This window comes from Amycolatopsis sp. WAC 01416 (genome assembly GCF_003947485.1).
Taxonomy (GTDB): Bacteria; Actinomycetota; Actinomycetes; order Mycobacteriales; family Pseudonocardiaceae; genus Amycolatopsis.
Genome location: NZ_QHHX01000007.1, coordinates 85,081 through 98,408, shown reverse-complemented (window position 1 = coordinate 98,408; position 13,328 = coordinate 85,081). Strand labels below are relative to the sequence as shown.

10 protein-coding genes and 1 riboswitch are annotated in these 13,328 nt (G+C 69.7%); of the genes, 1 reads left to right on the top strand and 9 read right to left on the bottom strand.

Annotated features, from left to right (window positions below; all coding sequences use genetic code 11):
- The first annotated feature begins 126 nt into the window (after window positions 1-126).
- Window positions 127-1,155 carry an AsnC family protein gene (locus DL990_RS24220; protein ID WP_125799992.1) on the top strand — a complete coding sequence of 343 codons (1,029 nt, stop codon included), beginning with the start codon at window positions 127-129 and terminating at the stop codon, window positions 1,153-1,155.
- A 123-nt stretch (window positions 1,156-1,278) separates the two neighbouring features.
- Here the strand turns inward: DL990_RS24220 and DL990_RS24215 are convergent, their stop codons facing one another.
- The 9 genes from DL990_RS24215 to ileS form a co-directional block, all read right to left on the bottom strand.
- Window positions 1,279-2,205 (bottom strand): RluA family pseudouridine synthase, encoded by a 927-nt coding sequence (locus DL990_RS24215; RefSeq protein ID WP_125788613.1) that lies wholly within the window; start codon window positions 2,203-2,205, stop codon window positions 1,279-1,281.
- Window positions 2,202-2,765, bottom strand: coding sequence for a signal peptidase II (gene lspA / locus DL990_RS24210; protein WP_034319164.1), 564 nt, complete (start codon window positions 2,763-2,765; stop codon window positions 2,202-2,204). The genes DL990_RS24215 and lspA overlap by 4 nt, the downstream gene beginning before the upstream one ends.
- Window positions 2,766-2,789: 24 nt before the next feature.
- Window positions 2,790-3,386 carry a hypothetical protein gene (locus DL990_RS24205; RefSeq protein ID WP_125788614.1) on the bottom strand — a complete coding sequence of 199 codons (597 nt, stop codon included), beginning with the start codon at window positions 3,384-3,386 and terminating at the stop codon, window positions 2,790-2,792.
- Between the two features lie 19 nt (window positions 3,387-3,405).
- Window positions 3,406-4,779 (bottom strand): aminotransferase class V-fold PLP-dependent enzyme, encoded by a 1,374-nt coding sequence (locus DL990_RS24200; protein ID WP_125799991.1) that lies wholly within the window; start codon window positions 4,777-4,779, stop codon window positions 3,406-3,408.
- 32 nt (window positions 4,780-4,811) lie between these two features.
- Window positions 4,812-4,926: riboswitch (SAM riboswitch) on the bottom strand.
- 161 nt (window positions 4,927-5,087) lie between these two features.
- Window positions 5,088-5,771: a M23 family metallopeptidase gene (locus DL990_RS24195; RefSeq protein ID WP_125799990.1), complete on the bottom strand. Its 684-nt coding sequence runs from the start codon at window positions 5,769-5,771 to the stop codon at window positions 5,088-5,090.
- 131 nt (window positions 5,772-5,902) lie between these two features.
- Complete coding sequence (locus DL990_RS24190) at window positions 5,903-7,381, bottom strand: potassium/proton antiporter (protein WP_125799989.1); 1,479 nt, start codon at window positions 7,379-7,381, stop codon at window positions 5,903-5,905.
- Window positions 7,382-7,492: 111 nt separating this feature from the next.
- Window positions 7,493-8,176: a helix-turn-helix transcriptional regulator gene (locus tag DL990_RS24185; RefSeq protein ID WP_125788618.1), complete on the bottom strand. Its 684-nt coding sequence runs from the start codon at window positions 8,174-8,176 to the stop codon at window positions 7,493-7,495.
- Window positions 8,177-8,219: 43 nt separating this feature from the next.
- On the bottom strand, window positions 8,220-9,824 hold the full coding sequence (locus DL990_RS24180) for a penicillin-binding transpeptidase domain-containing protein (RefSeq protein ID WP_125799988.1): 1,605 nt from the start codon (window positions 9,822-9,824) through the stop codon (window positions 8,220-8,222).
- 207 nt (window positions 9,825-10,031) lie between these two features.
- Window positions 10,032-13,193 (bottom strand): isoleucine--tRNA ligase, encoded by a 3,162-nt coding sequence (ileS, locus tag DL990_RS24175; RefSeq protein ID WP_125788620.1) that lies wholly within the window; start codon window positions 13,191-13,193, stop codon window positions 10,032-10,034.
- Window positions 13,194-13,328 lie beyond the last annotated feature (135 nt).

Below are 13,328 nucleotides of genomic sequence, written 5' to 3'. Positions count from 1 at the left end.
CCCAGTGATCGGTGGAGGCGGTATCCCCGACCCTAATGGAGACCGCGACCTACCGAAGCCGGGTTTTGCGGCACTCGGACGGCCTCTTCCCGCGGCGCCGGAGGCGAGGCGGTAGCGTTCCCGGACGTGGCCGTGACCGATCCCGTGGACATCCGCTTGCTCGCCGCCCTCGCGGACCTGGGCAAGGCGGCCGTACACGAACTCGCGGCCAAGGTCGGGATGGATCCGCGCGAGGTCGCGTACCGCCTGGTCGCCCTCTCCGGCAGCGGATTGCCGCTGCTCGTCGGCGTCGAGAGCGACCCGAACGGGCTACGGGCCGCCATCGCCGGGGCGCCGCCCTCCTGGGCTCAGCAGCCCCCGCAGCCCCCGCAGCCTCAACAACCACAGCCCCAGCGCCCGCCCGGTCACTCCGGGCCGCACAACATCCATGGCACGTCCTCGGGGCCGTACAACGTCCAGGGGACGCCGTCCGGTGCGTACAACGTGCACGGCACGCCGTCGGGCGCGTACAACGTCCATGGCACGCCGTCGGGGCGCTATCCCGGCCCGCCGTCGGCCCCGGTGCGCCAGCCGATGGCGCCGCCGCCGCGGCCACCCGCCCCGCCGCAGCAGCAGTTCGCCCCGCCCCCGATGGCGCCCGCCGACCCGGTGATGAGCACCTGGGGCGTGCCGCAGACCGCGTCCTGGGCCCGCGGCGACGAACAGCAGGTCACCCCGCAGGCGGCCCCGGAGGGCAAGAAGGGCCGGACCGGTGACGTGATGGAGACCCAGGGCCTGGAGGGCGAACAGCTCACCGTCCAGTTGCTCGAGGTCCAGGACCCGGCGGACTACCTGTTCAGCGCGGCGGGCTACTCGCTGGAGGCCGGCGAACGATCGGTCGTCGTGCACACCGAGATCACCAACCGCGGGAACATCCCGTTCGTGTCGCTTCCGGACAACTACCTCGAACTGCTCACCGCCGACGGCAAGCCGATCGCGAAGGCGCCGGTCTCGCTGACCTCGCGGCCGCCGCACAAGATCGGCGTCCGGCCCGGTGAGACCCTCGGCGGGCACACCGTCTACGTGCTGCCGGACGCCACCCGCGTGGTCGCCGTGCGCTGGTCACCCCGGCCGGAGCCGGACGAGCGCACGCTGACCTGGTCCATCGACGACTGATCCCCCGTCACAGAATCCCCACACGTCACAACGGCTGCGCGTGAAGGCCCCCTTCACGCGGCTCAGCCGAGGGAACTCGCCCTTCGCGCCACCCGGCCCACGGCCCCACCGGTCACATCGTGGCTAGTTTTCGTCCTGCAGGATCCGCAGCGCGGTGGCGAGGTCGTCCGGGTACTCCGATTCGAACTCGACCCAGCGCCCGTCGGACGGGTGGGCGAAGCCGAGCGTCTTCGCGTGCAGCCATTGCCGGGAAAGCCCGAGTTTACGCGCCAGCACCGGGTCGGCGCCGTAGGTCAGGTCGCCGACGCACGGGTGCTTGAGCGCCGAGAAGTGCACGCGGATCTGGTGCGTGCGGCCGGTCTCCAGTTTGATCTGCGCCAGCGACGCGGCGCGGAAGGCCTCGACGACCTCGTAGTGCGTGACGCTGGGCCGCCCGCCCTGGACGACCGCGAACTTGTAGTCGTGCCGGGGGTGCCGGTCGATCGGCGCGTCGATGGTGCCGCGCGTCGGATCGGGGTGGCCCTGCACGATGGCGTGGTAGCCCTTGTCGACGGTGCGTTCCTTGAACGCCCGCTTCAGCACGGTGTACGCGTGCTCGCTCTTCGCCACGACCATCACGCCGGTGGTGCCGGCGTCCAGCCGGTGCACGACGCCCTGGCGTTCGGCGGCGCCCGAGGTCGCGATCCGCAGCCCGGCGGCGGCGAGCCCGCCGACGACGGTCGGCCCGGTCCAGCCGGGGCTCGGGTGCACGGCGACGCCGACCGGCTTCGAGATCACCACGATGTCGTCATCGTCGTGCAGGATCTTCATGCCTTCGACGGGTTCCACGACGACCTCGATGGGCGAGGCCGGATCGGGCAGCGTCACTTCGAGCAGCCCGCCTGCGGTCAGCCGGTCCGACTTCCCGGCCTGCCTGCCGTCGAGCAGGATCTCGCCGGATTCGGCCAGTTCCGCCACGATCGTGCGGGAAAGTCCCAGCAGTTTCGCCAGCCCCGCGTCGACGCGCATGCCGTCGAGCCCATCGGGAACGGGCAACATCCGCGCGCTCATTCGCTCGCCGCTTTCTTCTTGTCTTTTGTGGATGTTCCGTCGTAGTCCTTGCCCAGCAAGGAAAGGATCACGATGAGCACGCCGCCGACACAGATCGCGGAGTCGGCGACGTTGAAGATCGCCCAGCCCTGCCCGTTCGGCGCGAACGCGGAGATCATGTCGACCACGTGTCCCTGCAGCGGGCCCGGCGCGCGGAAGATCCGGTCGGTGAGGTTGCCGAGCGCACCGGCCAGCACCAGGCCGAGACCGATCGCCCAGCCCACCGAGCGCAGCCGCCGGGACAGCCAGACGATGGCGATCACGACGGCGATCGCGACCAGCGCGAGCACCCAGGTGAGCCCGGTCGCCATCGAGAAGGCGGCGCCGGGGTTGCGTACCAGCTGGAAGTACACCAGCCCGCCGAGGAACTCGACCGGCTGCTTGCCCTCGAGCGTGGACACGGCGATCTGCTTGGTGAGGAGGTCGATCCCCCACAGCACCGCGGCGACGGCGAACACCACGGCGACGCGCTTCTTGGGCAGCGGCGGCGACGGTGGCGCGGTTTCGGGCTCTGTACTCACTCTCCCATTGTCCACTGAGCCTGCTCAGGCCTCCTCGGCGGCTGTCTTCGGCCTGCTCAGCAGGGCCGCGAACGCGCCGGCGAGCGCGACCAGCGACGACAGCACCAACGCGAGCTGCCCTCGCGCGAGCACGACCGCGCAGAGCACGAACGCCGCGGCCACGACGAGCACCAGCACGCTGCGCTCCAGCCAGGCGAGCCCGACCAGGCCGAGCGTCAGCAGAACCGCGCTCCGCGCGTCGCCGTCCATGTCGAGTTCCCAGTAGCCGACCAGATCCGCCAGCACGATGGCGACCAGCCCGCCGAGCGCGATCCCGGCGACCTTCCACCACCGAACGGTCTTCGCCCGGAACGCGTAGAACAGCACCGTGCCGAGGTAGACCGCGAGGACGGCGAACAGCCAGTTGTCCATCCTGCCCATGCCGACGACCGAAACCGCGGTCAGGGCCTCACGGCTCGTCTCCCCGCCGTGGACGGATCCGAACATGCCGCCGTTCGCGTACGGCGCATAGGCGAACCATCCCTCGGACCGGCGCGCGCCGACGGACAGGGCCACCACCGCCAGCTGGGCGAATCCCAGCAACGCCAGCGGAAACCAATAACGTGGTCGCTCGTTCCCCATGCGGGGTGAGGCTAGTGGGTCAGGCGCAGAACGGGGGCAGTTCCCGCGGATCGTTCTCCGGCACCCAGCGGCCCTCGGGCTTCTCGTACTGCCAGCGGGCGCCGCGGGCGACGATCTGGCGCAGCGCCAGCACGAGCCGGTCCACGTGTTCGGTGGTGCTGCCGAGGCCGAGGCTGACCCGGACGGCCTGCTGCCCGGTCGAACCGGCGGCGGAGATCAGCCGTTTGGTGGCGATGTGCGCGCAGAACGCGCCGTCCCGCACGCCGATGCCGTACTCCGCCGAAAGGACCGCGGCGAGCCAGCCCGGGTCGAACCCGTCGACGACGAAGCTGAGCGTGCCGACCCTGTCGACCGGCGCGTCGAACAGCCGCAGTTCGGCGAATCCGGGAACCGCGGCGAGACCGCGACGCAGCCGCGCCAGCAGTTCGTCCTCGTGGGCGACGATCGCGTCCCAGTTCCCGGCCAGTGTCTCGCAGGCGACACCGAGCGCGTAGACGCCGACGGTGTTGGGAGAACCGGCTTCGTGCCGCTCGGGGCCGGAATTCCAGACCACACCGAGGTTTTCGGAGTCACGGTTGACGAGCTTCGTCGCACCGCCACCGGCGAGGTACGGCTGGGCGGCGCGCAGCCAGTCGGCGCGGCCGATCAGCGCTCCGGCACCGAAAGGCGCGTACAACTTGTGGCCAGACAGCGCGACGTAGTCGACGTCCAGTTCACGCACCGAGATCTTCCGATGCGGGGCGAGCTGCGCCGCGTCGAGCGCGATCCGGGCGCCGTGCCGCCGCGCGACCGCGGCGATCTCCTTGACCGGCAACAGTTCCCCGGTCACGTTGGACGCGCCGGTGATGACCACCAGCCGCGGCCCCTGCGGGCAGTCCGCGAGTGCTTCGTCCACAGCGGACACCGCGGCGAGACGGGTGCGAGGGGTCTGGATCCGGCGGACGTTCGGGCCCCGCCACGGCAGCAGCGCGGCGTGGTGATCGGTGTCGAACACGACGACCGACGTGTGCTTCGGCAGGCTGCGCGCGAGAAGGTTGAAGGAATCGGTGGTGTTGCGGGTGAACACGACGGCGTCGGTCGACCGCGCGTCGACGAAGTCCCGCAGGATTCCGCGCGTGCGCTCGTAAAGCTTGGTGGAGATCTGCGAAGCGAACCCGGCGCCGCGGTGCACGCTGGCGTACCAGGGCAGGAATTCGTCGACGGCGGCCCGCACCTTGTCCAGACAAGGGGCGCTCGCCGCGTGGTCGAGGTTGGCGTATCCGATATGGTCATTGCCGCCGCCGGTCACCAGCGGGACCCGCAGCTCGGCACACGCGACCGTCGGGATTTCGTGTGTGGCAACGGTTTCCGCGACAGCGGCGGGAGTGTTCGTGCGTTCGAGAGCGAGAGTCATCGTCATCCTCCGGGCCAGGGGACCCGACGAGGATCCCGCGCTTGCCCGTCGCACCACGCGACGAGCCAGGTCCTCACCCGGGGCACCCCACCGCGGAAGGAGGGTTGCCGGTCAGCTAGCCGGGGCTTGACGCTGACACTCGTGACCTACGGACGAAGTTAGCGGACGGGCAGGCGATCGAGCCACCCCTCGTCCGCATCTTGAGACGCCGCTCACGTGCTCCGCAAGCGAGGAAACCCGCAATTCGGCACCTGATCGCGCTGGTTCGCGGCCCGGACCATCGCAACCAGGTGCCGAATTGCGGCAGGTCAGGCGCGGAATCGGCCGGGCAGCGGGACGATCGCGCGGGAGGACACCTCGGTCGCGGTCCCCGAGTACTGATCGGTGCCCGCGGTGAACTGCCAGCCGCCGAAGGTCTTGCCGTCGACGGCCTCGCCGTAGGCCGCCGCGACCTTGGTGGAGACCTCGTCGTAGGACATGCCGTTCCAGTTGCCCGCGCCGACGCCGAAGTCGCGCGAGTCGCCGCCCTGCGGGGCGGCCGCGGGCAGCGTCCACAGGGTGAAGTGCACGTGGGCGCCGGTGCTGCTGCCACCGCAGGGCAGCGCGTTACCGGTCCGGCCGAGTGCGTCGCCAGGGGCGACCTTCTGGCCGTCGGTGACCGCGATGCCTTCCAGGTGGTAGTACCCGGTCCGCCAGCCGCCGTCGTGGTCGACGGTCACCCAGTCGCCGCCGTCGCAGTGCTGGATCCGGACCGTGCCCGCCAGCGGGGCGCGAACGGTCCGGTCGCCGGGGCTGAAGTCGATGGCGTTCTTCACGCCGGAGGTCCCGTTGTCCGAGTGGATCCCCGCCGAGTAGACCGACTGGCCTGTTTCGAAGGGCAGCCCGAACACGGGAAACGCGCCGGCCGCTGTCGCCACCGGGGCGGTGAGAACCACCCCGACGAGTGCCGCGGCGACCCCCAGACCGGCGAACCGCACAGGAAGTTTCGTCACCTTGCGTACTCCTTACCCCGCGACACTCACCCATTCGATGGAGTCGATTGCCGGGAAAGTAATCCAAAAGGAGGACGCAAGGGAAGAATTATCTGAGATCAACCGACGAACAGCTGGTGCCGGGCCGTGACCTACTGGCCGGATTCGCCCTTCCACCTGGCGAGGCGTCCGGCGCGGTCGACGGCCCGCAGGCGCCGCTCGGCCGCGTCACGGACTTCGGCGGTGGTCACGACGAGTAACTGATCCCGTTCCTGGAGCCGGGTGTTCTTGTTGGGCGTGAAGCCGGCGCCGTCGCGGACGAGGAGGCTGATCGTCGCCCCGATGGGCAGCCGTAGTTCGGCCAGGTAGACGCCGTGCATCTTGGATCCGGCGTTGATCCGGACCTGCAGGAGTTCCGCGCCCATCTCGTCGAGCGGGGCGGAGTCGACGTCGATCTCGTGCGCTTCGGTGTGCTGGGCGAGTCCGAGCACGCGCGCGAGCGGGGTCAGCGTCGCGCCCTGGAGCAGCGTCAGCACGATGACCAGCACGAACACCGCGTCGACCAGCTCCTGCGCGCCGGGCACCCCCGACGACAGGGGGATCAGCGCGAGCACGATCGGGACCGCCCCGCGCAAGCCCGCCCAGGACAGGAACACCTGTTCTCGCCAAGGGATCTTGAACGGCAGTGCCGAGAGCACCACCGACAACGGACGGGCGAGCAACAACACGACCGCGCCCGCGACCAGGCCCTGGACCAGGCTTTCGAGGATCCTGCTCGGCGAGGCGAACAGGCCGAGCAGCACGAACAGCCCGATCTGCGCGAGCCAGCCGAGCCCCTCGGCGAAGGACAGCGTGTCCGACCGGTGCGGCAGCTTCGAGTTCCCCAGCACCAGTGCCGCGACGTAGGTGGCGAGCAGGCCCGACGCGTGGGCGAGCTGACCGCTCGAGTACGCCACGACGCAGACCGCGACCGTGGCCAGCGGGTACAGACCGGTGGCGGGAAGCGCCGCCCGGCGCAGCGCGAACGCCCCACCCCAGCCGAACGCGAGGCCGATCACCAGGCCGGCGGCCAGTTCGTAGACCACCAGCAGCGGCAGCGACCAGTCGACGGTCGCGCCCTCGGCCAGCACGACGACGGCGATGTAGGCCGGGGCGTCGTTGATCCCCGACTCGATCTCCAGCGCGCCGACCAGCCGTTTGCCGATCCCCGCCGATCTCAGCACGGAGAAGACCGCGGCGGCGTCGGTCGAGGCCAGCACCGCGCCCCACAGCAACGCCATCCGCCAGTCCAGGCCCAGCAACCAGTGCAGGGCCGCGCCGGTGACCGCGATACTCACCACGACGGCCACTGTGGACAGTGCGATTCCGATGCCCAGCGACGGTTTCACGGCCGTCCAGCGGGTGGTGAGGCCACCCTCGGAAAGGATCATCACCAGCGCGGCGAGGCCGAGTGACTGGGTGAGCTCGGGGTTGTCGTACTGGATGCCGAACCCGGCTTCGCCGAGCAGGACCCCCATCCCCAGGTACAGCAGCAGCGAGGGAAGGCCGACCCGGATCGACACCCGGACGGCGATCACGGCGACGAGGAGCACCGCACCACCGGTACCGAGAATGAGCGGGAGCTGCTCCATGTCGCCTCCCGTCCGGCCGCCGTGAGGGCTCCAGAATAGTGAGGCGGTGGTCGTCACTCGTTCGTGTACCGGCCGAAAAGCGTCCGGATAGCCTGTGTTACAGACTGTCCACTAGGGACTGCGCAGGGCCACCAGGTCGACACCGAGGTCCGCGAACGGTTTCTCCGCCGCGGGCAGGACTTTCACCGCGCGGTTGCCCTCACGGGACAACCAGCCGGCACTCACTGCGTGAGACAGTAGCGCCGCGGGGGCCCGGCCCGCCAAATGATCACGCCGGACCGTCCAATCCAGACAGTCGCGCAGTATCGGGCGGCGGCCGTCGGCGATCTCCACCCCGAGCCCGCCGAGCACCTCGCGTCCGCGACCGGTCAGCGTCAGGCCGTCGGCTTCGTCGATCAGCCCGCCGGCGAGCATCCCGTCCCGCAGCGCGACGCCGACCCTCCCGGCGAGGTGGTCGTAGCAGGTCCGGGCGAACTCCAGCCGTTTCACCCGCACCGACGAACGCAATCCCTTCACCGGGCGGTGCTCGGCATGCTGCGCCAGATGCTCGATCAGCTCCGCCACCCGGGGGTCGGCTATCCGGACGTAACTGTGCCGTCCCTGTTTCACCCGCACGACGAACCCGGCCTCGGTCAGCTTCGTCACGTGCTCGCTCGCCGTCGACGCGGCCACCTCGGCCGCGCCTGCCAGCTCCGTCACCGTCCAGGCGCGCCCGTCGAGCAGCGCGAGGCACATCGACGCGCGACTCGGATCGGCGAGCACGGCCGCGACCTCGGCCAGTGCGATCGTTTCCATGCGTTCACCGTAGAAGACCCACGCTTCGGCGAGGGCCGAAACGTCAGCCGGCCAGGAACTTCGCCGCCAGCTGCACCGCGGGCTTGGAGTCGTTGGCACCCTCGAGCATGACGGCGAAGGCGATGTCCCCGCGGTAGCCGACGAACCAGCCGTTGGCGTCGGCACCCGAACCGAACTGCGCCGTCCCCGTCTTGCCGAAGACCGCGCCGCTGCCCTTCAACGCCTTCGCGGTCCCTGTCGTGCAGACCTCGCGCATCATCGCGCGGACCTGGTTCAACACCCCGGCGGACGGAGCCTGGTAACCGGCGTTGACCTTGGTCTCCAGCCCCTGCCACAGCTTCGGCACCACCGGTTTCCCCGTGGCGACCGTCGCGGCCATGAGCGCCGCGCCCAGCGGGCTGACCTGCACCCTTCCCTGACCGATCCCGGCCTCGACCTGCTCGTCGCCGCTACCGGACGACTCCACCTTGCCGGTCTCGGTGGCCAGCCCCGGGATCTCGAAGTCGGCGTTGAGGCCGAACTGGCTCGCGGCCTTCGCGAGGCCGTCCGCGGGCAGTTGTCCGGCGAGCCGCCCGAAGGTCGTGTTGCACGACGCGGCGAACGCCGTCTTCAGCGACACCGTCCCCAGGTCGAACCCGTTGTCGTTCTTGAGCGTGCGGGTGCCGATCTGCTCGCTGCCCGGGCAGGCCACCGGCGAGTCGGCGGAAACCCCGCCCTGCTGCAACGCCGCGGCCGCCGTGGCGATCTTGAAGGCCGAACCCGGCGCGTAGAGACCGCTGAGCGCCTTCGGCTGGTTCCCGGCGGCGGCGTTCTGCGCGATCGCCAGCAGTTCGCCCGACGTCTTCATCGCGACGATGATCGCCGATCCGCCGAAGCCGTCGACGGCTTTCTGCGCGGCGGCCTGTGACGCCACGCTCAACGTCGAGACCAGCGGTTTTTCGGTCTCGGCAGCCTGTCCGAAGAGCGTTTCGACCGGTTTGCCGGAGGCGTCGACGCGCGACACCGTGACGGTGGCCGGAGTCCCGGTGCCGCCGTTCTGCTCGGAGGCGACCTTGGACAGCGCCCCCTGCAGGATCGGCGCGACACCGGCCGAGTCACCGCCGACGAGGGCCTTGCCGTCCCGGTCGGCCACGACCGGTTTGGCCGAAACCGGAGCGACGGAAAGCCGCTGCCCGGCTTCGAGCTTCGGGTGGATCGCCGACATCGCCCAGCGGACCACCCATTTCCCGCCGTTGCGCACCAGGTCCAGCTTGCCTTCGTACTTCCAGACACTGTTGCCCGCGAAGGTCCACGCGGCGTGGAAGGTGGCCGACGTCGAGGTCGCCTCGCCCGGCGTCGTCGGGACCTCGCCGAGTGACGTCTTGACGGACGCCCCGTTGAGCGTGTTGCGCGTCCCCGTCAGCGCGGCCGTGGCCGCCGCCGGATCGTCGACCGGGGCCGTGCTCAGGTCACCGAGGTCGAACAGCCGCAGGAACCGGGCGGCGACCTGCGCCGGGCTCTCCTGCACGTTCGCGGCCGACTCCCCTGGTCCGCTGTCGGCCGCGGGCGCCTGATCCTCCTTGACCAGCAACACCACCGCGGCCACCACGATGGCGACGACCGCCAGCACGGCGCCGATCAGGATCCCTCTTTTCCGGGCAGGACTCATGGATTCGCTCTCCCCCAGTGCGGCGCGCCCCTCGCGCGCCTCGGGCCAGCCTGCCGATTTCCCCAGGGGCAAGGCTGCCTTCGGGCGGGAAAGCGGCTGTTCCGAATCCGATTCGTGATCCCGGCGATCGGGACCTCCCGGATGCAATGAAAGGCCCCTTCATTGCAAAATTTGCAATGAAGGGGCCTTTCATGTCACTTGCGAGAGTCAGGCCTTGGCGACCGCCACGGTCACCTTGGTGCCCTCCCCGACCGTCCCGGCGGAGCCGTCGGCGACGGCGCCGTAGGCCACCGAAGTCGCCAGCGTCTCCGAAGCGATGAACTCCTCGTGCGTCTTCGCGGCCGTGACCACGTCTTCCGGCGCGTCGACCGTCAGCGCGATCCGGTCGGCGACGTCGAGCCCGGCGTCACGGCGAGCCTGCTGCACGACCCGGACCAGGTCGCGGGCGAGCCCCTCGGCCGCCAGTTCGCCGGTCACCTCGGTGTCGAGCAGCACCAGCCCGGCGCCACCCGGCAGTTCCGCCGCCGCGCCGCCGCCCTTGGCGACCAGACGCCGGTCGTACTCGCCTTCGACGAGTTCGATCCCGGCGGCCACGACGGCACCGCTCTCCGACGTCGTCCACTCGCCTGCCTTGACGGCCTTGATCACCGTCTGGACGTCCTTGCCCAGCCGCGGTCCGGCGGCACGCGCGTTCACCGCGACCTCGAAACCGCCGTGCGCGGCGACGTCCGTGGTCAGCTCGACGGACTTGACGTTGACCTCGTCGCGCAGGATGTCGGTGAACTCGCGCAGCGAGCCGGCCTCGTGCGCGGCGACGACCAGCTTGGCCAGCGGCAGCCGCACCCGCAGCTTGTTCGACTTCCGCAGCGAAAGCGCCGACGACGCCACCTGGCGGACCCGGTCCATCGCTGTCACCAGCGCCGCGTCGGCGGGCAGGTCGAGCGCGTTCGGCCAGTCGGTCAGGTGCACCGAGCGGCCGCCGGTCAGCCCGCGCCAGACGACCTCGGTGGTCAGCGGCAGCAGCGGCGCCACCACCCGCGACGTCACCTCCAGCACGGTGTGCAGGGTGTCGATCGCGTCCTGCTCGCCTGCCCAGAACCGGTCGCGCGACCGGCGCACGTACCAGTTCGTCAGCACTTCGAGGAAGTCACGGACGGTCGAGCAGGCGCCGGCGACGTCGTAGGTGTCGAGCGCGTGCTCGACGTCGGTCACCAGTTCGTGTGTCTTCGCCAGCACATACCGGTCGAGGACGTGCTTCGAATCCGTGCGCCACTGACCTTCCACGCCCTCGGCGTTCGCGTAGAGCGCGAGGAAGTAGTACGAGTTCCACAGCGGCAGCACGGCCTGGCGGACGGCGTCGCGGATGCCCTTGTCGGTGACGACCAGGTTCCCGCCGCGCAGGATCGGGCTCGCCATCAAATACCAGCGCATCGCGTCGGAGCCGTCGCGGTCGAAGACCTCGTTGACGTCCGGGTAGTTGCGCAGCGACTTGGACATCTTCTGGCCGTCCGAGCCGAGCACGATCCCGTGCGAGACGCAGGTGCGGAACGCCGGCCGGTCGAACAGCGCGGTCGCCAGCACATGCAGCAGGTAGAACCAGCCGCGGGTCTGGCCGATGTACTCGACGATGAAGTCGCCCGGGTAGTGGTGCTCGAACCACTCGGTGTTCTCGAACGGGTAATGCACCTGCGCGTACGGCATCGAACCCGAGTCGAACCAGACGTCGAACACGTCCTCGATCCGGCGCATGGTGGACTTCCCGGTCGGGTCGTCCGGGTTGGGCCGGGTCAGCTCGTCGATGAACGGCCGGTGCAAGTTCTCCAGCCGCACGCCGAAGTCGCGTTCGAGTTCGTCGAGCGAGCCGTAGACGTCCGTGCGCGGGTACGCCGGGTCGTCCGACTGCCACACCGGGATCGGCGTGCCGAAGTACCGGTTGCGGGAGACCGACCAGTCGCGGGCGTTCTCCAGCCACTTGCCGAACTGGCCGTCCTTGACGTTCTCCGGGTACCAGGTGATCTGCTGGTTCAGCTCGATCATCCGGTCCTTGAACTCGGTCACCGCGACGAACCACGACGAGACGGCGCGGTAGATCAGCGGGTTGCGGCAGCGCCAGCAGTGCGGATACGGGTGCTCGTAGGTCTCGTGGCGCAGCAGCACCGCGCCCTGACGGCCGGCGGATCCGGTGCCGTTCTTGAGATCCTTGATGATGTTCGGGTTGGCGTCGAACACCTGCTGGCCCGCGTAGTCCGAGACGGTGGCGTCGAACTTGCCCTGCGCGTCGACCGGGGTGACCGGCACGATGCCTGCCGCGTCGGTGACGGCCTTGTCCTCTTCACCGTAGGCGGGCGCGATGTGGACGACACCGGTGCCGTCCTCGGTGGTGACGTAGTCCGCGGACAGTACGCGGTGCGCGTTCTCGTGTCCGGTGAAAAACGGGAACGGTGGGGCGTAACGGGTTCCGAGCAGTTCGGTGCCGGTGTAGTGCCCGACGACGGCCGGCTCTTCGCCGAGCTCGCGAGCATACGAGGCGACACGTGCTTCGGCGAGCAGGAACCGCTTGCCGCCGGATTCCACCACGACGTAGCGCACGTCGGGGTGCACCGCGGTCGCGAGGTTGGACGGCAGCGTCCACGGGGTCGTCGTCCAGATCAGGAGGTACGTGCCGTCGAGCTCGTTGTCGTTGCCCTCCAAGCGGAAACCGACCGTGACGGCCGGGTCCTGGCGGCTGGCGTAGACGTCGTCGTCCATGCGCAGCTCATGGTTGGACAGCGGTGTCTCGTCGCGCCAGCAGTAGGGCAGGACCCGGTAGCCCTCGTAGACCAGGCCCTTGTCCCACAGCTGCTTGAACGCCCAGATGACCGATTCCATGTAGGACAGGTCGAGCGTTTTGTAGTCGTTGTCGAAGTCGACCCAGCGGGCCTGGCGGGTGACGTAGTCCTGCCATTCGCCGGTGTAGCGCAGCACGGACTCGCGGCAGGCCTCGTTGAAGACGTCGATGCCCATCGCGTCGATCTCGGACTTCTCGGTGATCCCGAGCTGGCGCATGGCCTCGAGTTCGGCGGGCAGGCCGTGGGTGTCCCAGCCGAAGCGGCGCTCGACGCGCTTACCCTTCATCGTCTGGTAACGCGGCACCAGGTCCTTCACGTACCCGGTGAGCAGGTGACCATAGTGCGGGAGACCGTTGGCGAACGGCGGGCCGTCGTAGAAGACGTACTCGTTCGAACCGTTGACGCCGGGGTCGCGGGCGTCGATCGAAGCCTGGAAGGTCCGATCGGATTCCCAGTACGCGAGGACGCGCTTTTCCGACTCGGGGAACGAAGGCTGGGACGGGACGCCGGTCTCGCCGTCCATCTGTGCCTTGGGATACATCTTCGGTGCTCCTCGCGGTTCGTCTCTCTCGTACGGGCTCGCGCCCACACGGGGACGAGACGGCCGTTTCCGGCGCGTTCCGCGGTACCACCCCGCTTGCCCGGCCGGTGGTGTTCCGGCTGGGCCGCTCATTCG